The 24050-nt window shown below is 40.4% G+C and carries 17 protein-coding genes; 7 read left to right on the plus strand and 10 right to left on the minus strand.

Translation table 11 applies throughout. From position 1 onward, the window contains the following. Positions 1-7: 7 nt before the first annotated feature. Both IEU81_RS04705 and IEU81_RS04710 read right to left on the minus strand, forming a co-directional pair. The gene (locus tag IEU81_RS04705; protein ID WP_092599958.1) at positions 8-940 is read right to left on the minus strand and encodes an ATP-binding cassette domain-containing protein; all 933 of its coding nucleotides are present in this window, start codon (positions 938-940) and stop codon (positions 8-10) included. Further along, positions 937-1986, minus strand: a complete 1050-nt coding sequence (locus IEU81_RS04710; RefSeq protein WP_092599961.1) for an ABC transporter ATP-binding protein — start codon at positions 1984-1986, stop codon at positions 937-939. Before IEU81_RS04710 ends, IEU81_RS04705 begins: the two co-directional genes overlap by 4 nt. A gap of 302 nt (positions 1987-2288) precedes the next feature. Here IEU81_RS04710 and IEU81_RS04715 point away from each other — a divergent pair, with 302 nt between their 5' ends. From IEU81_RS04715 to IEU81_RS04725, 3 genes are all read left to right on the plus strand, one after another. After that, entirely contained in the window at positions 2289-2486 is a 198-nt protein-coding gene (locus tag IEU81_RS04715) for a YjzD family protein (RefSeq protein ID WP_092599964.1), read from the plus strand. Between the two features lie 106 nt (positions 2487-2592). After that, positions 2593-4092, plus strand: a complete 1500-nt coding sequence (glpK, locus tag IEU81_RS04720) for a glycerol kinase GlpK (protein WP_186090508.1) — start codon at positions 2593-2595, stop codon at positions 4090-4092. Between the two features lie 28 nt (positions 4093-4120). Further along, on the plus strand, positions 4121-5779 hold the full coding sequence (locus IEU81_RS04725) for a glycerol-3-phosphate dehydrogenase/oxidase (protein WP_186090510.1): 1659 nt from the start codon (positions 4121-4123) through the stop codon (positions 5777-5779). Positions 5780-5883: 104 nt separating this feature from the next. Here IEU81_RS04725 and clpB read toward each other — a convergent pair whose 3' ends face one another. After that, positions 5884-8475 carry an ATP-dependent chaperone ClpB gene (clpB, locus tag IEU81_RS04730; protein ID WP_231957175.1) on the minus strand — a complete coding sequence of 864 codons (2592 nt, stop codon included), beginning with the start codon at positions 8473-8475 and terminating at the stop codon, positions 5884-5886. Positions 8476-8665: 190 nt separating this feature from the next. Here clpB and IEU81_RS04735 point away from each other — a divergent pair, with 190 nt between their 5' ends. Then, complete coding sequence (locus IEU81_RS04735) at positions 8666-9463, plus strand: undecaprenyl-diphosphate phosphatase (protein ID WP_143016419.1); 798 nt, start codon at positions 8666-8668, stop codon at positions 9461-9463. A 42-nt stretch (positions 9464-9505) separates the two neighbouring features. Here the strand turns inward: IEU81_RS04735 and IEU81_RS04740 are convergent, their stop codons facing one another. Further along, positions 9506-9802, minus strand: a complete 297-nt coding sequence (locus IEU81_RS04740) for a metal-sulfur cluster assembly factor (RefSeq protein WP_373867775.1) — start codon at positions 9800-9802, stop codon at positions 9506-9508. Between the two features lie 136 nt (positions 9803-9938). Between IEU81_RS04740 and IEU81_RS04745 the strand changes: the two genes are divergently transcribed. Genes IEU81_RS04745 through IEU81_RS04755 form a run of 3 tightly spaced genes read left to right on the plus strand, consistent with a single transcriptional unit; the run spans position 9939 to position 12956 of the window. Then, positions 9939-10760 (plus strand): Cof-type HAD-IIB family hydrolase, encoded by an 822-nt coding sequence (locus IEU81_RS04745; RefSeq protein WP_092597320.1) that lies wholly within the window; start codon positions 9939-9941, stop codon positions 10758-10760. A gap of 13 nt (positions 10761-10773) precedes the next feature. Further along, entirely contained in the window at positions 10774-11616 is an 843-nt protein-coding gene (gene fakB, locus IEU81_RS04750; RefSeq protein WP_186090512.1) for a DegV family protein, read from the plus strand. 2 nt (positions 11617-11618) lie between these two features. After that, a complete protein-coding gene (locus tag IEU81_RS04755) occupies positions 11619-12956 on the plus strand; it encodes a CoA-disulfide reductase (RefSeq protein ID WP_186090513.1) in 1338 nt (445 codons plus the stop codon). 57 nt (positions 12957-13013) lie between these two features. Here the strand turns inward: IEU81_RS04755 and IEU81_RS04760 are convergent, their stop codons facing one another. From IEU81_RS04760 to IEU81_RS04785, 6 genes are all read right to left on the minus strand, one after another. Continuing rightward, complete coding sequence (locus IEU81_RS04760) at positions 13014-14441, minus strand: alpha-amylase family glycosyl hydrolase (protein WP_186090515.1); 1428 nt, start codon at positions 14439-14441, stop codon at positions 13014-13016. 154 nt (positions 14442-14595) lie between these two features. Then, complete coding sequence (locus IEU81_RS04765) at positions 14596-14982, minus strand: DUF1516 family protein (RefSeq protein ID WP_186090516.1); 387 nt, start codon at positions 14980-14982, stop codon at positions 14596-14598. 53 nt (positions 14983-15035) lie between these two features. Next, on the minus strand, positions 15036-15926 hold the full coding sequence (locus IEU81_RS04770) for a fumarylacetoacetate hydrolase family protein (RefSeq protein WP_092597305.1): 891 nt from the start codon (positions 15924-15926) through the stop codon (positions 15036-15038). Positions 15927-15976: 50 nt separating this feature from the next. Then, positions 15977-17080, minus strand: coding sequence for a DUF418 domain-containing protein (locus tag IEU81_RS04775; protein WP_186090518.1), 1104 nt, complete (start codon positions 17078-17080; stop codon positions 15977-15979). Beyond that, complete coding sequence (gene addA / locus IEU81_RS04780; protein ID WP_186090520.1) at positions 17073-20531, minus strand: helicase-exonuclease AddAB subunit AddA; 3459 nt, start codon at positions 20529-20531, stop codon at positions 17073-17075. The genes IEU81_RS04775 and addA overlap by 8 nt, the downstream gene beginning before the upstream one ends. Further along, complete coding sequence (locus IEU81_RS04785; RefSeq protein ID WP_186090521.1) at positions 20524-24003, minus strand: PD-(D/E)XK nuclease family protein; 3480 nt, start codon at positions 24001-24003, stop codon at positions 20524-20526. Before IEU81_RS04785 ends, addA begins: the two co-directional genes overlap by 8 nt. Positions 24004-24050 lie beyond the last annotated feature (47 nt).

Consider the following 24050-nt stretch of genomic DNA (forward strand, 5'->3'; position numbering starts at 1 on the left):
CAGCCTTTCACCCCTTTGCCGGCAGGGCTGCTTTATGTGTCGCTGTAATATTAATCAGCGGCAAAGCTCTGCCATCTTCGTCTAAATATTCGTGGAAATGCTGATCGTACTCTTCTTTTACCGATTGACGGATATGAAGGTTTTCATCGATTTTATCCACATTTGTATCAGGAATCGCTGCAATCAGACGTTTCGTGTATAAATGCTGCGGGTTATTGAAGATTTCTTCAGCTGTTCCCTCTTCTACAAGACGTCCCTGATACATAATGCCGATATGCTGGCACATGTGGCGAACAACACCTAGATCGTGCGCGATAAAGAGCATCGTTAAATTGAGCTCCTGCTGAATATCCTGCATAAAGTTAAGCACTTGCGCCTGGACGGAAACGTCCAGTGCAGATACCGGTTCATCTGCGATAATTAATTTAGGATTCAGCGCAATAGCTCTGGCTACACCGATTCTCTGTCTTTGACCCCCTGAGAATTCGTGCGGATATTTATAAAGTGAGCCCGGAGGCAGTCCGACTTTTTGCAGTAAATCCAATACTTCTGCAATCAGTTCGTTTTTCGTCCGTTTATGGTAATTCCGTATCGGTTCACTGACGATATCAAAAACACGTTTTCTGACGTTTAACGATGAATATGGATCCTGGAAAATCATTTGAATTTCCTGACTGTTTTCAACTGATTTGCCGCTGCCGCTAATGGCTTTTCCGTCAAAATATATTTCGCCTTCAGTAATATGATTTAGACCGATAACAGCTTTTCCAGTCGTTGTCTTGCCTGAACCGGATTCACCTACGAGACCGTAAGATGTTCCTTCAGGAATATTCAGCGACACGCCATCCACTGCTTTCACATGGTCCTTAACAGTATTAAAGAATCCCCCTTTAATCGGGTAATACACTTTTAAATCTTTTACTTCGAGAAGGTTCTTCATTCCGTCACCTCATTTAAGCTGTCTTCTTCCATTTGACGCTCTTCTACCAGCATTCCTTTATCCTTATCGGATTTTAAGTAGAAATCTTTATAGCATGTACAGCGGACAAAATGGCCTGGACTGATTTCCCGAAGTTCCGGATTATGTTCATGTGCCTCTTGTGGAATCCAAGGGATTCTCGGTGCAAATCTGCATGATTCCCTTTCCATTTTATTAAGTGCCGGTACAACGCCTTCAATAACATGAAGCTTGTTGCCCATCTGCTCTTCGTTCGGCAAAGAGTTTAACAGCGAGCGGGTATATGGATGTTTTGGATCTTTGAATAACTCATTCACCGGTGCAATCTCAACAATTTGGCCAGCATACATTACCGCTACTTTGTCTGCCATTTCTGCAACGACCCCGAGGTCGTGAGTAATCAGCAGAACGCCTGAGTTCAAGTCATCCTGCAGCTCGCGGATTAAATCTAATATTTGGGCCTGTATCGTTACATCGAGTGCCGTTGTCGGTTCATCCGCAATCAAGAGACGCGGTCTGTTCGCAATTGCGATAGCGATAACTACACGCTGTCTCATCCCCCCTGAGAGTTCATGCGGGAACGCCTCTCCGACCCGTTCAGGATTTGGGATTCCTACTTTCGACAGAAGTTCTATTGCGTAGCTTTCTCTCTCACTTTTTGCTTTAGTCTTATGTATTTTCAGAGTTTCCATAATCTGCAGCTTTATTTTCATTAAAGGGTTCAGAGCAGTCATCGGATCCTGGAAGATCATTGCCATTTCTCCGCCCCTGATATTATTCATCTTCTTCTCATTTAACTTCAGCAGATCTTTCCCCTCAAAATCTACTTCTCCTTCAATTCGGGCGTTGCGATGCAATTTCATTAAAGAAAATGCTGTTGCACTTTTACCTGAACCCGACTCACCGACTAGTGCTACTACCTCATTCGGCTTAATATCCAGTGATACACCATCTACGGCAGGATAATAAGTTCCGTCGATTTTAAAGGAAGTCGTCAAATTTTTAACTTTCAGAAGTTCTTCTCCCACTTAAATCACCTTAACTTTCCCTTTGTTATACATCGTTTTTTCAAAATATGTAAATTCTCAGTTTGTTTTTCTATTGTATATAGACACTCTAAAAAAGGCAATAAGAATAATCTGAAAATTACAAACTTTCTGTATGTAATTTATTAATATGCATCTATGCATAATTTACTTGCACCCTTATTCTATGAGACCGTTTTCAATTTTGCAAGCGTTTTCATAAATTATTTTTTTCACACTATACTTTATTCTTTTTTTCATGTAAAATGAGTGTATAAAATATGTTGAATCGGAGGCTCTCACATATGAGATATCTCGTTACATTTTTCTGGGCTTTCTTACTGACTCAGATGGTTAACTTCATACTTAACAGTCTTGCAGGCGGCGGCCCGTTAAACTTTTGGATCGGTGTCGTATTAGCAGTGGCTATTACACTTGCGGTATTCATACTTGACGGACTGACTAAAATTTCTGCCGATACAAATGCAGGAGATGAACACTAAGCTGGATTTCATTTGAAATCCGGTTTTTTTATTTGAATTTTTTTAAGTGTATTAAAAAAGGGTATACTTATTTTGTATGCTACTTTACCTTTTTGGAGGTCATCTTATGAAAAAATATGTCATGTCTATCGATCAGGGCACGACGAGCACCCGGGCGGTGCTAATCGATAAAGAAGGTAACATCGCCGCTTCAAACCAGCGGGAATTCACACAGTATTTCCCGCAGTCGGGATGGGTTGAGCATAATGCCAACGAAATCTGGAGCTCGGTTTTATCCGTCATTGCGGGTGTGATGATTGAAAATAATGTTACGCCGGCAAATATTGATTCCATCGGTATTACAAACCAGCGGGAAACAGCGGTCGTCTGGGATAAAAATACCGGCTTGCCGATATATAATGCCATTGTCTGGCAATCCAGGCAGACTGCGGATATTTGCTCTCAATTAAAAGAAGAGGGTCATGAACCGCTGTTCAAAGAAAAAACAGGTCTGTTAATAGACCCCTACTTTTCAGGAACTAAAATCAAATGGATTCTCGATCATGTTGATGGTGCCAGAGAAAAAGCTGAAAATGGAGATCTTTTATTCGGCACGATAGACAGCTGGATTATTTGGAAATTTACCGAAGGTCAAATGCATGTTACAGATTATACAAATGCCAGCCGGACACTTTTATACAATATTTACAATCTTTGCTGGGATGAAGAACTTTTATCTATATTAGAAGTTCCCAAAAGTATGCTGCCCGAAGTTAAATCATCGAGCGAAATATACGGTTATACAGCCAAATCTCATTTCTTTGGATATAATATTCCCATTTCTGGTATTGCAGGTGACCAGCAGGCCGCTCTGTTCGGTCAGACTTGTTTTAATAAAGGAGATGCCAAAAATACTTATGGCACCGGCTGTTTTTTACTATTAAACACTGGACAAGAACCGACTCAGAGCAGCAATGGCCTTCTGACGACGATTGCCGTCGGACTGAACGGCGAAGTGAACTATGCATTGGAAGGATCAATTTTCGTTGCTGGCAGTGCGATTCAGTGGCTGCGTGACGGCCTTGAATTTTTCCAGCACTCTGAAATCAGCGAACAATATGCACTGGAAGTTGAATCTTCAGAAGGTGTATATGTTGTACCTGCCTTTACCGGACTCGGCGCCCCGTACTGGGATACCGAAGCACGAGGGGCTATATTCGGACTCAGCCGCGGTGCAACGAAGGCGCATATTAGCCGTGCCACACTTGAAGCTGTCGCCTATCAGACAAAAGATGTGCTCTATGCAATGCAGCTGGATGCCAATATTAAAATCGACAGACTTCGAGTTGATGGCGGCGCATCAGCCAATGATTTTCTTATGCAGTTTCAGTCGGATATATTAAATACTAATGTGGAACGTCCGGAGATTTTAGAATCGACAGCACTTGGTGCCGCATACTTAGCAGGACTTGCAACCGGATTCTTTGAATCTCAGGAAGCACTTGCGGCACTCAGCCAGACCGAATCTAAATTTACACCTTTAATGGATGAAGACGACCGGGATTCACTATATGCCGGCTGGAAAAACGCCGTAAAAGCGACTCAAATGTTTAAACCAAACGAATAGCAGCTTATAAATATACAGGAGGAGTTATATGTTAAACGCACTTACACGAAAATCCCAGCTCGATCATATGTCTAAATTTGAATACGACCTTTTAATTATCGGCGGCGGAATTACAGGTGCCGGTATCGCTCTTGATGCTTCGAAACGCGGCTTAAACGTTGCGCTTGTTGAAATGCAGGACTTCTCACAAGGTACCAGCAGCAGAAGTACAAAACTGATTCACGGCGGACTCCGCTATTTAAAACAAATGCAGGTCAATGTCGTTAAAGAAACAGGACGCGAACGTGCCATTGTATATGAAAACGGTCCGCATGTTACGACACCGGAATGGATGCTCCTGCCATTTCATAAGGGCGGCACTTTCGGAGAATTCACAACAAGCCTCGGGCTGAAAGTTTACGATTCACTCGCTGGTGTCGATAAAAATGAACGCAGAAATATGCTGACTAAAAAGGAAGTCATCGAGCGTGTTCCTAATATTAAAACAGACGGATTAAAAGGCGGCGGTCATTACGTTGAATATAAAACAGATGATGCCAGACTGACAATTGAAGTCATGAAGAAAGCCGCAGCCTACGGTGCCGATGCAGTAAACTATGTTAAAGCGGACGGGTTTTTATATGAGAACGGCATCGTTACAGGTATCTCTGCTAAAGATATGCTGAGCGGTGATGTGTATCAAATAAAAAGTAAAGCAGTCGTTAATGCAAGCGGTCCGTGGGTAGATGAAGTACGCGGCAATGATGTTGCTGCCAAACAGCAGACTAAAAAGCATTTAGTGCATACTAAAGGCGTCCATATCGTTTTCAAACAGGAAGATTTTCCGCTGACACAAGCGATATATTTCGATACTAAAGATGACGGCAGAATGATCTTTGCAATACCTCGTGCAGGTAAAACCTATGTTGGAACTACCGACACATTTTATGGGGAAGATAAAAGCAATCCGACAGCAGAAGCCGAAGACAAAGCCTATCTGATCGACGCGATTAACTTTATGTTCCCAACGTTGAATGCCGACGTCTCAATGATCGAATCATCATGGGCTGGAATACGTCCGCTGATACAGTCATCCGGCAGTAAGAATGCTTCGGATATTTCCCGTAAAGATGAAATATGGCACAGTACCAGCGGTTTAATTACAATCGCCGGCGGTAAATTAACTGGCTACCGTCATATGGCTGAAGAAATTGTCGATGACGTTGCGGATTACTTAAAAAAACACTTTAAAATGAATGTTAAAAAAGTATCGACAATCGATGAGCCGGTATCCGGCGGTGATGTCGGCGGCAGTGTCGGCTATCAGAACTACGTAGAAAATATCAGCCGAAAAGCACCGAGCTACGGCTTGACACTGGAAGAAGGCTTTCACCTGGCAATGAAGTACGGCAGTAATGTTGAAACTGTCTACCAATATGCAGGTATCACTAATGATAATCATGAAAAATATGAGCTGCCAAAGCTCTTATATGCAGAAGTCATCTACGGTATGCTGCACGAGATGGTAATCAAGCCCTCTGACTTCTTCGTCCGCCGCTCAGGCAAGCTTTATTTTGAAATTAATGATGTACTTAATTACCGAAAAGGTGTTGAACAATTACTGCAGGATACTTTATCTTATGATGATAATGCCCGCCAGCAGTATGCAGAAGAACTCGATGCCGCAATCCAGGATACGAAGAGATAACACACTGATAAAATATAGAAAATCCGTACGTAAGATTCCTTTAGCAGGATTCTAGCGTACGGATTTTTATTATAGAGACCATAACTTCCGGTCACTTATATCACTTATTCTATTTCAAATGTCAGTTCATCATTCACATAATCTGCTTTAATATGAAGTCCTTCTGTCATATCTTCAGCAATGAGTTTTCTGGCCAGTGGTGTTTCTATATGTTTTTGAATGAAGCGTTTCAATGGCCGTGCACCGAATTGCGGTTCATAAGCGCTGTCTGCGACCCATTCTTTAACATTTTCTGTAACTTCAAGTGACATATGCTGCTGTGACAATCTTCTGTTTAAATCAGCAATTAGTCTGTCAACAATGGCACCCATGTTTTTCTTAGTTAATGGACTGAACATTACAATGTCATCCATACGGTTTATAATTTCCGGTTTAAAGTACTGATGCACTTCATTCATCACGATGCCTTTAGTTTCTTCACTCAGTTCCCCGTCAACGACAACCGTATCCAGCAGATGCTGGGAACCGATATTTGATGTCATAATTATAATTGTATTTTTAAAGTTGACATTCCGGCCTTTTGAATCTGTCAGACGGCCTTCGTCCAGAAGCTGGAGCAGAATATTAAAGACATCAGAGTGTGCCTTTTCAACTTCATCCATTAAAATCACTGAATATGGCTGACGGCGGACCGCTTCTGTTAACTGACCGCCCTCTTCATGACCGACATAACCCGGCGGTGCACCGATTAATCTCGATACCGAATGTTTTTCCATATATTCACTCATGTCTATGCGGATCATATGTTTTTCAGAATCAAACATAGTGGCAGCAAGTGCTTTAGCCAGTTCTGTTTTACCGACACCTGTCGGCCCTAAAAATAAGAAACTTCCAATTGGCCTGTCAGGATCTTTAATTCCCGCACGCGCTCTAATGACGGCATCCGCAACCAGATCGACGGCTTCATCCTGTCCAACGACACGTTCATGCAGTATGTCAGACAGTTTCAATAATTTATCTTTCTCTGTTTCAACGAGTTTTGTAACTGGAATACCAGTCCACTGGCTGACGATAAAGCCAATTTCTTCTTCAGTCACAACTTCCCTTATAATACGGCCCTCTTCTGCTGAAGCTTCCTGCATTTCTATTTCATATTCTTCTAATTCTTTTTCGAGCTGCGGCAGCTTGCCGTGTCGCAATTCTGCTGCACGTTCCAGCTCATAATTATTCTCTGCCTCTTCCAATTCCTGACGCACTTTGTCTACCTCAGCACGTTTGTCATTCACTCTTTGAATCTGTTCTTTTTCTTTGCCGACTTTATTTTGCAGCGTGCTTTGCTCTTCTTTAATGTCGCTGAGTTCAGCCTGTAATTCCTGAAGTCTGTTAGCCGATACAGCATCTTTCTCGCCTTTTAAGGCTTGCTCTTCAATTTCCAGCTGCATTACCCGGCGGTTAATCTGATCGAGCTCTGTCGGATTAGAACCCATCTCAGTCCGGATTGTTGCACTCGCCTGGTCCATTAAGTCAATCGCCTTATCCGGTAAAAATCGGTCCGTAATATAACGATCGGACAATTCCGCTGCTGCAACCAGTGCACGGTCAGTAATTCTGACACCGTGATGCACTTCATAACGTTCTTTTAAACCGCGTAAGATGGAAATAGTATCTTCCACATCCGGCTCAGGCACCTGAACTTTTTGGAAACGTCTTTCAAGTGCGGAATCTTTTTCGATAAACTCCCGGTACTCATTAATCGTTGTTGCACCGATACAATGCAGTTCTCCTCTTGCCAGCATTGGTTTCAGCATGTTGCCCGCATCCATGGCACCGTCAGTTTTACCAGCACCGACCAGCATATGAATTTCATCGATAAACAGAATGATTCTGCCATCAGACTCTTTAATTTCTTTTAATACTGCTTTCAGTCTTTCCTCGAATTCACCGCGGTATTTGGCACCAGCGACCAGCGAGGTGAGATCGAGTTCAAATACTGTTTTGTCGAGCAGGCTCTCCGGTACGTCTTTACGCACAATGCGCTGTGCAAGCCCTTCAACAATTGCAGTTTTCCCTACGCCCGGCTCTCCGATTAAGACGGGATTATTTTTTCTTTTTCTGCTTAAAATGCGTATAGTATCACGGATTTCTTCATCGCGGCCAATCACTGGATCCACGTTGCCATTTCTAACTTCTTCAACTAAATCACGGCCGTATTTCTCCAGCACTTCATATTGGTTTTCAGGATTTTGTGTCGTCACATGGTTTCCTCCTCTAATTAGCTTCACTATTTCTTCAATGATTTCAGCCTTATTGCCGACTGCACTTTTTAATATTTCATCTGTTTCAACGGCTGCGAGCAGCAAGTGTTCCTGGGAAATAAAACTGTCATCCATTTCCGTCATTTTACGCTCTGCCTGTTTATATAATTCTGAGAATCCTCCGGACATATAGACACCGTACTCTACGTTGTCTCCAGTCACAGCATTATACTTATCAAGTTTACTGTCGTATTGCTTAATAATCTCTTTCGTATCGATATTCGCTCTCGCAAGTATATCTTCAGCCATACTTTCATCTGCTGTCAGCATCGATTTTAAAACTGCTTCTGCTTCAATTGTCTGCAGCTGTAATTCCTGTGACAGCTGCTGTGCACGTTCAATAATGTTCTGCACTCTTAAAGTCATTTTATTAATATCCAATTTACTTCACCTCAGCTAAGTAAAATTAAGGCCTTAAAATATTTGACCTTTTTTGACCTTAATTTAATTATACTCTTTTTACTCTCAAAATCAAGTAATTCATAGCAATATTTAAGCGTTTATTATATATTTATCTATGACTATTTAAGGAGGGATTTTGAAGTTGGATATTATTACTACGATTAAATATATGTTTCTCGGACTGCTTCAGGGTGTAACTGAACCGATTCCCGTATCATCGAGCGGTCACCTTGTAATTGCAAGAGAATTATTCGGCATTGAGGCTAAAGGCCTCTCATTTGAAATATTTTTAAATACAGCATCACTGCTCGCCATTCTGTTTGTCTACAGAAATGATATTATCAGCATTGTTCAAAATTTATGGAGATTTCTTTTTAACGGTGCCAGAGATAACGAAGCTGTCACCGATTTTAAATATACGATCTGTCTTATCATTGCTACGATTCCAGTCGGTGTTGCCGGTCTTTTGTTAAAAGACTTTATCGGTGAAAATATTACAGTCGGCTTTGTCGGTGTAATGCTGCTGGTTACCGGTATCGGACTTTGGTTTATAAAGAATAAACGCGGTAATAAAAGAGACGGCGACCTGACCGTAAAAGATTCAATTATCGTCGGCCTGGCACAGTGTGTCGCCCTCACACCCGGGATCAGCCGCAGCGGTGCCGCTATCGTCGGTTCTATCGCAGTCGGTTTAAGCCAGAAAAATGCTTTGCGTTTCGCTTTTCTGCTGTATATTCCGATTTCTGTCGGGACAGCGCTGATTTCAGTCGGAGATATCGTCAATGACCCTCAAATGAGCACGCTTTGGCTAGCTTATCTGCTTGCCTTTATCGTTACTGTAATTGCAACATACTTTGCAGTTAAGTGGCTGCAAAATATTATGGAGAACGGAAACTTAATTATATTTGTATATTACTGTTTTGCACTGGGTGTATTCTCAATTCTTTATCAATTTATTTGGGCATAAAAAAACCGCGAAGAAAATTTCTTCGCGGTTTTTTCTAATATTTTAGCTGACGCCTAATGCGATTTTCGCATAGCGGCTCATTTTCTCTTTGTCCCATGGCGGATTCCAGACGATTGCAATCTGCACATCTTTAATCTCAGGCAGTTCTAAAAGAACGTGTTCCACCTGTCCCATGATTTGGGGCCCCATCGGGCAGCCCATCGATGTTAAGGTCATTTCTACACCTGCGTTACCTTCGTCGTCTAAGTTTACACCGTAAACTAAACCAAGGTTTACTATATCTATACCGAGTTCGGGGTCAATAACGTTTTCCAGGGCACCGTAGATGCTCTCTTCCATAGCTTTATCCAAACTAATCACTCCTTACTGTAGTGTATGTACTATTACTATAACAAAAATTATACATTCGATAAATATAAATGCTATTATTAAGAAGAAACAATTTATTTAAAAGCAGAGCTAAAGGGAGATTTATATGGACAAGCATTTAATTTGTTTAGATTTAGACGGTACATTGCTGACTGACGAAAAGAAAATCAGTCCGTATACTAAAGATGTGCTGACAACACTTAAACAGCAGGGACATGAACTGATGATCTCAACGGGACGTCCCTACCGGGCAAGCGTTCCGTATTATAAAGAATTAAAAATGACAACACCGGTCGTTAATTTTAACGGTGCTTTCGTCCATCATCCGACAGATTTCAATTTTGTAAATAAACATGAAACACTCGACCTTGATGTGACTAGAGCAATTGCAAAAAAGGTACCGGAATTAAATATTAAAAATATTGTTGCTGAAGTAAAAGATAATATATATATTCATTATCACGACAGCGTGCTCTTCGACGCTTTTAAAATGGGTGACCCAAAAATCAGTGTCGGCAATCTTTACGATACACTTAATGAAGATGTGACAAGCATACTTGTCCAGGCTGAAGAGTCAGAGATGGCTCACATTCGACAAACGCTGGATGAACTGTTTGCTGAAGTCATCGAACAACGCCGCTGGGGCGCACCCTACCCGGTTCTGGAAATTATTAAAAAAGGAATTAATAAAGCGATTGGCGTTGATTATGCCAGAGACTTTTTAAATATTCCACAAAGCCGCACGATTGCATTTGGCGATGAAGATAACGATACTGAAATGCTTCAGTATGTAGAACACGGTGTTGCAATGAAAAATGCCACTGATGATATCCGAGGCATTTCAAAATATATTACTGAGAAAAACAATAATAATGACGGCATTGGTCATTTCCTGAATGAATTTTTCGATCTCGGTATGAAACCATAAGGAGGAAATTAGTATGAAACTCATTATTGACAGCTGTTCAGATTTATCACTTGAACACGCGCGTGAAATAGATGCAGAAGTATTGCCGCTGACCATACAAATCGATGGCGACAGCTATACAGACCAAATTGAAATTTCCAGTGAAGAAGTGCTTCAAACGATTAAAGACGGTAAAAGACCGATGACCAGCCAGCCTAACCCTGAAAAATTTGTAAGTATATTTGAAAAATATGTTAAAGAACAAGAGAGTATTTTATATATCGGTTTTTCAAGCGGTTTGTCCGGTACATTTCAAAGTTCAATGATTGCCCGCGATACCGTTCTTGAATCATATCCCGATGCGGAGATTACATTAATCGATTCTCATTCTGCCAGCTACGGACTCGGTATGATCGTCGAACGTGCATCATCTTACATAAAACAAGGTGATGATGACGAAAGTATCATCGCCAAAGTCAATGCTGATATCGAACAGATTAGACATCTGTTTACCGTAGATGATTTAAATTATTTAGCAGAAGGCGGACGTTTATCAAAAGGTTCAGCTTTCATCGGCAGCTTGTTAAATATTAAACCGCTTCTCCATGTTGAAGATGGGAAATTAGTACCGATAGAAAAACACCGCGGTTTGAAAAAAGTGTTCAAACGTATGACTGAGCTGGCGAAAGAAGAAGGTGCTGCCGGACGCGGTCATATCGTTCACGCTGATGCTGCTAAACATGCTGAAGACTTAAAACAGCAGCTGCTTGACAATACTGGCCTCGATAACATTGAAATTTCCAGTATCGGCCCAACAATCAGTTCTCATACAGGTGACGGCACTATCGCGCTGTTTTACTTTAAAAAGGGTCATTAAATATGACTAAAGTAATCGCTGTCGGCGGTGTTGCAGGCGGTGCGACTGCAGCCAGCCAGTTGCGCCGTCTGGATCCCGATATCGGCATAACTATTTACGAACGCTACGAGGAAATCAGCTACGGCTCTTGCGGCATGCCCTATCACATCAGCGGTGAAGTTGAAACCCGCGACAGCCTGGTCAATATGACACCGGAAAAATTTAAGCAGAAAAATATCGATGTAAAGACCTGCCATGAAGTGATTGCAGTTCATCCTCATAATAATACTGTGACTGTTCTTGATAAAAAGAACAACATAGAGTTCATCGATTCATATGACTATTTAATACTGTCACCTGGCGGTTCACCTAGAATACTGCCTGTTTTAAAAGATACACCGCAGACATTTAGCTTAAATAAAATAGAAGATCTTGATGATTTAATGGCTTATATAGAAACACACAATATAAGTGAAGCCCTCGTTGTCGGCTCTGGTTTTATCGGCTTGGAAGTGACAGAAAACTTATCAGAACGCGGTATCTCTGTCACTATGCTGCAGCACGACGACCGGATTTATAAAAATATTGAAGCAGATATGAACGGCATGCTGTATGAAGCAATGAATGAACATGGCATCACGCTGAAACTGAATACAGAAATCACAAAAATAGATGGCGAAACAGCTGAGCTGTCGAATGGTGAAACGATTAATGCGCCTTTAATTATTAGCGGGACGGGTATTTCACCAAATACTGGATTTTTGAAATCATCCGGCATTACTTTGACAGATAAAGGCCTGATACCTATTAACAAAAACGGCCAGACAAATTTTGATAATATTTATGCACTCGGTGATGCGGCCGTGACACGCTACCAGCATGTGCCCGGCTTAAATATGCAGTCTGCTTTAGCATGGCCGGCACATAGACTGGCACATATTATTGCCAATCAAATATCCGGTGATTCATCTATTACACATGAAGGCTTCCTCGGCACGAATATCGTTCAATTTTTCGACTGTCACATCGCATCATTTGGATTATCGGAAAGAGAAGTTGCTGATATTCCTCATTTCGTTGTCGACCAGCAGCAGAAAAATAAGTCAGGCTACATGAAGAACGCCGCGCCGATACGTATTCGTATCTACGTCGATAAAAAGAGCGGCTTGATTTTAAGAGCTGCAGTTACCGGTACAGCCGGTGTCGATAAACGTATCGATGTACTCGCTGCTCATACTAGACTCGGCGGCACTGCATTTGATTTAATTAATATTGAGGTTGCTTATGCACCGCCGTTTTCCAGTCCTAAAGATGTTATAAATATGGTCGGTTATAAAGCTATAGAAAAAGCTAAAGAATAATATAAAAAAAGCAGCAGAGAAAAGATGAATATCTTTACTCCGCTGCTTTTATTATTTTTATTTATTATTCATTCTTGCTGCTTTGTTTTTTCTGCTCCGTTTTGCTGCGACCCAAACGAATATTGCAAACAAACCGAATATTAGAATTGCCGAGTATAAGTAACCATTGTTAAAGCCGGCTTCTTCTATTATAGAATACAATTCTGTTTCTTCTCTATCCAGTACAGCGATGTATGAACTGTCATGCGGACGAATCATATCTCCAATCAGCATGCCGCTGTAAACTTTTCCTTCTTCTTCAGCTGTCTGATCGAGAGTGACACTTTCCGTCTCAGCAGTATTATTAATATTCAGCACATAATCGACATCATCTGTAAAATATCTAACCAAATACTGGCCGCCTTCATTTAAAATGGTTTCAATCTCTGTTTCTTCAGCCTGCATAATGTCATGGTTGCGGTAGACTACAGCAATGTTCTCTAAGTATTCAATAACTTCTTTATCGCTTCTGAAATCCATTTGCGGGTGAATTTCCGGGTAACTTGAACCGTTAAAGGCCACTTCTGTGCCGTAAGTCATGGCGCTCGGCCCCCGATAAGCATACAGGTAATTCGCCATTTGCTGAACTCTTGTACCCGGGAACATATTTTGCTCTGCTGCATGATAAGTAAATCGTTCGGAGAACCAGTGGTCCGCCATGATCAGCTGTTCATCCTCGGGGAATTCAGGAATTTCTTTTTCAATTCCGCCGAAAGTATCTGCAAAATTCGATCTAAATTCTTCTGTTGCAATTGTATCGAACCCTTCAGCAGTTAACCCTTCCTCTGATAAAATACCGTAAGTTGCTACATCTTCAGGTAAAAATTCAGAAGCATCCAGACCTTCCTGATTTACGAACATGCTGATGCCGTCCACTTCATAAGTATCGACAAAGTTCTGTACCATTTCACGGTAAGTATTCTGATTATCCGCATCAGTTAAATCAATAATTTCTCTGTCGATGCCTTCATAGTAATCGGTCTGCACTTCATTTAAAACAGGATTTTCAGCTGCAGTATAGTCATCCGTTGCTACTGCCGGCATGTCTACAACGACTTCCAAACCAAATTCATGTGCCTCATCAATCAGATTTTTAAAGTCTTCCTGTGAACCATATGATTCAGCAATAGCACCGTAATCCGTTACATCGTAACCGAGATAATCATCTTCAGCACGTTCAGAAACCGGTGATAACATAACCGTGTTAAATCCCATATCTTTAATATATTCAAGATATGGTGAAATACCATCAAAGTCACCGCCGTATGGCTGGTACGGATCTCCATCTTCTGTCACACCTACATCATTCGATGTATTGTTATTAAGAAAACGGTCCACCGTAATCATATAAATTCTGTCGTATGTATTTCCTTCAGCAGATGCACTGTTGCCGCCAATAAGCGACATCATTAATATCATGCTGACGAGCATTAATATTTTTCTCATAATTTTATCCTACCTTTTATTCGTATAATCTTAATTATACTAAACTTTACTTGATTAGTTTCTCGTTTCACTAATTGTTCATAATTTTATTATGACAAATTAAAAAACCGGTCCGTTAATATATCAACAGACCGGTTTTAATTCACTAAACAGTTTAGAAACTAAGCATACCTAACGGCAGCGTAGATCCCATAATTACAGCTGCAATAATCAGTATTAAAGTCACAACTAAAAGCACATTTGCAGATGCAGAATGTTTTTTAAGTCTAACGACAGCAACTTCCATAAATACGACTGAAAGAATACCAAGCAATGCTTTAATACCGTACTGCATATGTGATCCTGCAGCACTAATGCCTTCCATATTACCAACGTAGATCATAATTCCGCTGAATAATACGAGCAGGTAGAATACTCTTAATACCATATGCAAAATTAATGCCGGTTTATTATCGCTGCTGTTGTTCTTTTTATACATTGCAAAGACAGCAATAAATAAAATCAGCGACACAATAATCGCAGTTAAGTGTAAATGTAACACAGCATAGTCCCCCTCTACAATAATGATTCCTGTTGTAGTATATCACGTAATCTTTATTTAATGTGTGTCGTTAATGTTCCAATTCCATCGACTGAAACACGTACTGTATCACCAGATTTTAAGAATCCAGTCGGATCCATACCTGCGCCCACTCCTGCAGGTGTTCCCGCAGCAATAACATCACCCGGTTCAAGCGTGATGTATTTAGACAGTTCAGCAACCAGTTCATCAATTTTTCTAACCATTAATGAAGTACTGCCGTCCTGACGAATGTCATCGTTTACTTTTGTGACGATATTTGTATCTTGAGGATTCGGAATCTCATCCTTCGTTACGATATATGGTCCCATCGGTGTTGCAAGACTTTTAGAAAGGAAGGCCTGCTTATGAGACTTTTGCAGTTCTCTGGCAGAAATATCATTCACAATCGTATAGCCGTAAATGTAATCATAGGCCATTGAGCTGTCGATATTTTTTGCTTCCTTACCGATAACGATGCCGAGTTCTCCTTCGTAGTCCAATTGCTCAGTCACATCGCTGAATGAAGAAATTGTATCTTCATCTCCGACCAGACTTGAGTTTGCTTTTGTGAAAACGTAAAGCTCAACTTCGCTTTTCATTTCTTCAGTATGAGCTTTAAAGTTACGGCCAAAACCGATTGTATTATTCGGCGGTTTAACCGGAGCTAAAATGTTAATTTCATCAAATGGTGCTTTATATTTCGATGCATCGTCAGACGCCTCTGCACTTTCCACTAATTTTCTGACCAGCTCCTGGAAATCCAATGTGTGGTATTCAGTAATCCCTTCAAGCAGCGTTCTCGGATAATCTGAAACGTCACTGAAATCCTGGAAAAGCAGTGGAATAATCCATGCACTATCTTCACGTTTTACTTTAACACCATAATAATTCTTGTCTTCATACTCAAAAGTTAAAAATTTCATTGGACAATCTCCTTTGTTTTCTTTCATACAGTATAACAAATATTATTTAATTATTCGCGTTTCGCTTTCTTATTTATCAGAAAAGTCTGTTCTAATACACGGATATTGTAATGTGCCAACACATTGCTAATAATGAGCAGCAGTATATACAGTGCTAAAACAGTTAAAATCATCATTTGGAACGATACTTGCCCGTACATCGCCAGACCAAAACCGTAGAAGATAAACATCATAAATATATTAAATAGGATATACACAGATAAGCTGTAACGGCCCATATTATAAAATATATTAAAGACCGGCTCTGGTATGCTGCCCGCAATATAAGCCAGCAGCATGAAATAGCCGATTGCTGTAACTGGACCGCCGAAGCCTTCCCCAAGTGTTTCGCCAGTAATCGATCCGAGCATCAGTATTTGTATCAGCTTAGTTGAGATTCCGCCTGCCAGGAGCACCATAATAATACCTGCACTAATAAACGGACTCGTTTTAATAAATTGAGTCAAATTCAGTTCTTTTAGTGCAACACCAAGCAGTATTGACGGCAGAATTATAAATGCCGCATCGAACAGCATGTCCCCGCCGCTGGTCAGTGTGTCAATATTCATATTAACGATGGCCAGGTAATCACTGCTGCGGTAGGTGCTGATAAATGCATTCACCTGCTGAATACCTGAGTACATGCGCTGGATATTAGAATTCAAGCCGTTAATAATTTCAAGCACTACATTAAACATCAGATGTATTGCGAAGAGGATGAGTGATGCAGCCAGTGAAATAATCCAGTGGCGGCCGATGAAAATTAAGCCGATAAAAGCCATCAGTATAATAAACGGCATTTTATCGAAACCGGAAATTAATACAGCATTAAGTGTCAGTATAATCAGTACAATGAACAAAACTTTAGCTAAATGTTTCTTGCCGGTATTTCCGTACTGGCTGAGCAGAAAGCCTGTAATAATACCGATTAGCGGTATGACAGACCCGCCTGTAATAATATCCGTAATGTTAAATATATTTAATTCACTGCCGAAAAAATATTCAAAAGGATTGATTTCATTCAGGGGAACCAGGAAATACTGTCCGCTGAATATAAAGAGCAGAATCAGCGAGACTCCGCCGATAAAATATATATGTTTATTTGAATCAGTCAATTGAAATCGCCCCATAATCAAAAAAGTAAAGTACAGCATCCACCGGTTTATTTAGTGAAACTGCTGCTGATTTTTTATAAATGTCCATCTGTGTGCTGTAGCGTTCTATAAGCTGTGACTCTGTAAAATTTCTGCCTTTCACGCGGTCAGTCTTATAGTCGATAATTGTATAGTGATCGTCGAATTCTAAAAGACAGTCGATAATCCCCTGGACAATTTGCTTGGGATGCTCTGCATAGCCGATTGCTTCCTGACTCATTATAAATGGCAGTTCAGTATGAATGCCTGTTTGCTCTTCAAGTAATGTAATCATCGTCCGGTCGTTAAAGAAAAGTGCTGCATTCTCTTTCATCTTGCTAATATGCAGAGGTGAGAGCATTTCCTGATGTTCGCTGTAATTATCAACAAGCGTATCAATATAAGCTGTTTTGGCATCGATATCCATCAGACTGAGCGTCGGCCAGTGATGCATGATGTGCATCATCATTTCGTGCATCATCGTACCAAAAACTGGTGCTTCTAATGAATTGGATAAGAAGTTCGGCTCTCTTAAGTTAACATCACTCGTATGACTCACATATGCTGCACCGTCCGGAATCGATTCATTTCTGCGCTTAATGGATGTGACGGACTCTTTTGTTGTCACTTCCGCGTCATCCATATTTGGATACGTATAAAACAGCCGGTCTTTAACTTCAGGATCGATATCTGCAGGCAGTGCATCAATATCTGCCAGTGTGGCAAACTCCGTTTTTTCTGCTTCATCTCCTTCAGTTGTAAGGATCGTTTCTTTCACTTCTATAAACGGCGCCTCTGACTGCATTAAAATTGGTGCTGTAAAGTCCATGGCAGACTTCAGTGCTGCTCTTGTTTCAAATGACGGCTTCTCTAAATTGCTGAAGTCGTATTTAAAGACTGCTTCATCTTTAAACATTAAAGGCAGATAAAGTTTTTCTTCTGCCCGAGTCAGTGCAACATAGATCAATCTTAATTCTTCACTCAGCTCTTCTATATTTAGAAAGTCATTCGCTGTATAGCCGTGGATACTTTCATAATGATAATTAAACTCTGAATTAAAGTTATTAAAAACAATGCCAAGTTTCGGATGAACATGAACCCGGGATATATTTGTCAGCGTAAAATTCTGTTTTAAGTCAGCGTAGATGACGTGTTTGAACTCCAAGCCTTTTGAGCTGTGCACTGTCATTACGCGTACCGCATTATCGACAGCTTCAAGAGAGCCTTCTTCTCCGAAATCCTTGCCCTCGGAAATCAGAAAGTCTATATAACTGATAAACTGATAAAGACTTGTATTATTCATCTTCTGAAATTCCATGGCTCTGTCAATTAAGCCGTTTAAATTCGCTCGGCGGGCAGAACCGCCGGGCAGGCCGCTGAAAAACTCCAGAATATTAAGCTCTGAGAATATTTCCGAAATCAGTTCGGGCACACTTAAATATTTTGCATGCAGACTCAGTTCTTTAAAGGTACTTATAAACTCCTCTGTTTTTCTGACAATCATTTCATCTCCGCTATACTCAAGCAAAGCTTCATACAAATATTTTTCGTCTGAAGCAGCTCTAACGCGTGCAATTTCTTCCTCGCTGAAACCAAACATCGACAGTCTCATTACGCCGGTCAAATGATCGTCCTGCAGCGGATTGTCAATCAATGATAATATGCTTCTCATCGTTAAAATCTCAAACGTTTCAAAGTATCCTTTATTAACATCAATACTGATTGGAATGTCCGCTTTTTGAAATTCATGACGCATGACATCCGGTGCAAAGCGGTTGCGGTTTAATATAACGATATCTTCATATGCTGCACCTTTTTCAGAAATATGTTTAACCATTTTAACAATATGTCTGACCTCAATTTCATCCGCTTCATCAGATTTTAAATGTTTATCGTAAATAATTGGATGTACTTCAACGGGCGATTTTGGCTCAGCCTGTTCAATACCTTTAATCAGTTTTTCTTCATCTGTATAATCTATTTCCCCGAGCGGCTTATCCATAATATTTTCAAAGATTAAATTAGTCGCCTGAAGAATTTCAGAGCGTGAGCGGAAGTTGCGGTTCAGCTGAATCAGTTCTCCGCTCTCTTCTTCGTTAAAGCGCTCGCTTTTATCGATAAATAGATCTGGGGCAGCCTGTCTAAAACGATATATTGACTGCTTAACGTCACCGACCATAAATAAGTTCCCGTCTGATTCACCGCCAGATTTCAAGAGCTGAATAATCGCTTCCTGCACTCTGTTAATATCCTGATACTCATCGATCATCACTTCTTTAAATTGTCTTTGATAAGAAAGTGCGATTTCTGAATCATTTGCTGTTAAAATATCGAGTGCAAAATGCTCATAGTCGTTAAAATCCATTTCATTACTGTCGAGCTTATCTTTTTTATACTGTTCAATAACATCGGCGGCAATTTGAATCAGCTGATTATTCATACCGTTTAATGGTGCCAGTTCTGCCCGAACCTCTTCTCGCGAGTATTGTTTTAAACTGCTGATTTCCTGATAGAGTGCATTAGCCGGTTTATTATAGCGCTCATTTAAATCACTGCCATAAGCAGTCGCGCTTTTAATGAAAGCATTCGCCCCTGTAACGAGTTTTGCTGAAGGCAGTGTAAATACCCCGTCACTGCTGAAGGAAGCCAAGGCCTGAACGACATACTTGTGCATCACAGCCAGTTTTTCATATGCATCGACAATCGCTTTTTCTTTTAATTCTTCATCGCGCTCTGCATGATCGTACTCCGTTTTTAAAGTATAGAGATTCTCATCCAGTTTCGTCAGTTTACGCTTTAGAATATTTCTGTAGTCATCCAGTATATTTTGAAGTTTGTCCTCATTTATATATTGGTCTTTCATACTATTTAAAAATTCAGCCGGTTCTTTCGTTGCAATCGCAACATGATAAAGCTGTTTAACGAGAGAATGCAGCGCACTGTTATCTTTAGTACTCGTTACAAACTGATCAAGCTGCAGAAAGTCTTCTTCCGCACGGTCGTAAAACTGCTCAAGAACATTGCTGATAATTCTCTCCAGACGGATTTCCGATTCGACCTGGCCTAGGGTGCGCATATCCGGCGGCAAACCGATAGAGTTATAATGTGTTTGAATTAAATACAGGCAAAAACTGTGCAGCGTCGATATATGTGCATCATTCAGTTTAATGATTTCTTCGTTTAATCTCGGCTCCATCGTCTCATTATAAGTTTCGCGGAGGGCCTTCTCGATTTTATCTTTCATATCTTTGGCGCTTTTATTCGTAAATGTGGATACGAATACTTCATCTATAGAATAGTTGCCGTCGATTATATTTTGTTTAATCCGCTCTACCAGCACCGCTGTTTTTCCTGAACCAGCTGCTGCGGATACCAATATGTCAGATCCTTTAGCTGTTATGGCTCTTTCTTGTGCTTGTGTGAATTTAACCATCGTGCACCTCACTTTCAAATGCCTCTATATCGTCATCTGAAATTCTGTTTGTCCTGTAGTCTCCTGCATTAATCAGTTTATCGATATGGCAGGCGGCTTTAAAATCACAAAAACGGCACGGCAGTCCGCCATTAGTATCAATCGGATTAGCGAGTGTATTGCCGTCGTAAATTTCATCTGTGGCTGTTTTAAATTTATTCATGACGTAATTCGAATAATGCTCAAACATCGTTGATGACATCACTCTTTTTTGTGAATAACTGTCAAAAGTACCGTCTTTTTTCTCTTTGAGCGGATAGTAGTCATTAATATTTTCAGAGTCAGAAATCAGCTTCATCAGACCGCTGTTACCGTCTATCTGACTGGCGTTGTCATCGCCGACAAATAATCCTTTCGGCTTTAAAGCGCTGCGGCGTTCTTTAAACGCTTCTTCTTCTGTCTCCGCTTTTACTTTCGGCTCATTGACATGGTAAAAAAGCATAGCATTCGGCATGACCTTACCACCGAGTATTTTTTCAGCTTTGTTCATCAGTACATACATATAAGTAATTATCTGCAGCTCTACACCGTTTAAGACATCCGGTTTTCTTAAATCTCTGGCGCTGGATTTGTAATCGATAATATTAACGTACACCTTGCCGTCAGCATTATAAGTATCGACACGGTCAATTTTACCCCGTAAAATAATTTTCTTGCCATTTGGACTTGTCAGTGTCAGTTCACCAAGTTGATCTGACGCTTTACCAAATACCGCTTCAATCATCTGCATTTTATAATTGCCGAGTTTTTCTATATCCTTCATAAATAGCAGTGTCGTCGTAATGGCCTGTACCGCTTTTTCTTTCAGCGATAAATAGTACTCCGATCGTTCAAAAATTCCGTAGCTGATCGTTTGCAGTACTGTTTGCACTGCTTCTTTTACCGAGGACATAATCACTTCATCATCGTGCTGCAGTGTCATATTTAAATCGGAAGCCACTTTCTCTAGTGCATTATGGTATAAATTACCGATTTCAAGCGGTCTGACTGTATAATCCTGTCTGACATTTAACTTTAGTCCGTAATTTGAAAAGTGCTGGAAGTGACAGTTAAAATAAGATTGAAAGCGGGACACACTCGCCTTCATTTCCTCTCCGTAAAGTATCTCTGCGGTTTCCTTATTAATTTTTTCTGCTCTGTTTTTATAAGTTAAATTTCTGATCATCCGTTTCATTACAGCCTGCCGGCTGTCCTTCTTCAGCAGATTATAAACAGAAATGAAGTGCTTATACTGCGGTACCCTGCTTAAATCTGCAAGATACTTCTTGTCTGCTGACATCAGCTGGCGGATTTTATAATGTTCGAGTGCTTCCATACTGCGTACACTCGATATTAAACGAATAGAATTTTCAACATCGTAGTGCGCTGTTTTTCTATAAGTATAATTTAGAACCCTCTCAGGGTCTTCAGGTAAAAACTCAGATACAAAAGGACTGAGTTTGGTCGTCTCTTTGTTGTGCAGCGTTTTCGACCAGCTGATATACAGTTCGTCAGTCGGCCGAGTGACACCGAGGTAAAAAACAAATCGTTCGTCCTGTGCTAAAGTTCTCGCACTTGGTGATAAAGTAATCCCTCTGTTTTTTAGAACAAGTTTTTCCTCATCCGTAACAATTGTATTGCTGCGGGACTCCTGAGGCATAACATTGTAATTCATACCAATGATAAAAACATATTTTTTATTTTCCACTTTAGCAAGATCTAAAAGACCGATAATGACCTGATCGATAGTTGCCGGCCGGGTATTAAAGGCAGCAGACTTCAATCCGTCCATAAATGTTTCATAGAATAGTGAAAAATCGACTCTTTCATCTTTGAATACTGTATAACTGTCATCAAGAAGCCGGATAAATAAGTTATATGCCTGCTCAGTCTCATTTCTAAGGCGCATATTTGTTTCTTCAAGTTCTGAAATTTCCGTTTCAAGTTTATTGAGAATACCGTTATTCACGATAAAATTATAAATTGCTGAAACATAATCCCTGACATTTTCACCGGTTTTTAAGTCGTTAAATAAGGACTGCAGCTGCTGCAGTTTTTTATTTTTATAAGCAATCATTTCACTGAGTGCTTCTGTATTATCAATCCGCTCGATCATACCTTCTGCGTCCAGGCGGTATTCAATCGCAAAACGTTCATCATCAAATAGTTCGTGTCCTGTTAAACCGCGTTCGATAATAATATTTTCGAGATGAGCGAGCAGTTTATCGTCCATTTCATTATTTAAATAGCCGGTTTTTAAAACATTTAAAAAGGCAGCACTTTGAAATCTGTTTTTATAGCATTCGAGTACTGCGATAATAAGCGATGTAAATGGATTAGAATGCATAGAGTGTTCAGAATCCATATGAAAAGAAATATTAAATCGTTTAAATATCGTTTTAATATACTCTTCATAGGCTGAGTCCCGGTATAGAATCCCTATATCAGAATAGGCTGCCCCCTTTTCTCTGACTAGAGTTTCAATATTTCTTGCCACCTCGGTGACTTCCTCCTGGACCGACGGTGATTCAGTAATCGTAATCCCGTCGTAATTGCTCATTTTTTTACCTGTTTTTATATAACTTTCAAGCTGAGTCAGCCCCGGACGTTTCGACCGCATAAATTCATCATCAAAATGTCTGAACTCTGCATAATCCTCACCAAAAATTTCCTGGATTCTTGTAATCACGGCTTCAGTTTTTCTAAACAGCTGCAAGTCTCTTTCCGCCTGCTCTGTGCTGTCTGATTTACTGTGAGTTAACAGCAGATTAATCTGGCTTACCTTTTTCTCCAGAGCATAAATTAAGTCAAATTCACTCTCCGTAAAGTTATGGAAACCATCGATATAGATTACTGCATCATTTAAAGTCCGTACGTTACCAGTCTGGTTAATTTTATCGATAAAATGAGGAATCATATTTAAATCTTCTATATTATATTTAGATATTTGCTCGTTCCACATCGTATATATTTTATTTAAGTCTTCATATTTTTCAGTTGTGCGGCCTTTATCGAACGTCATATCATTTAATTGGCCAGGTGCTACACTGTAAGCTCTGAACTCTGTAATCTGCTCCAGTACTTTTTCTGAAAACTTAATATAGCCCTGTGATGTATGATAATAATTTAAAACATCTTTCATATCGTCCATCAGTTTATGCATGAACATCACATGCCCCGCTTCAGACAGCGATTCTTTTTCCGGCTGGCCGAGTTCATTGTAAACATGCCACATTAAACGTGTAAAACTGAATACGCTCGTCCTCATACTGCCCCCAGCCAGCCCGTTTTTCGGCTGGGTGATCAGCTGTTCGTATGACAAGGTGTTTTGAGTTGGTGTAATAATATATATATTTGACCCGAGTGGTGAGTCTTTGGTCAGTGCTTCTATTTCATTGAACATTTGACTTGTTTTACCCGTACCGCTCGTTCCGGTCCATATAGTTATCCCCATGCCGCAAGTCTCCTCACTTGAATAAAGGAGATATTAGATTTCCTAAT

This window comes from Jeotgalicoccus aerolatus (assembly GCF_014635205.1).
Classification (GTDB): domain Bacteria; phylum Bacillota; class Bacilli; order Staphylococcales; family Salinicoccaceae; genus Jeotgalicoccus; species Jeotgalicoccus aerolatus.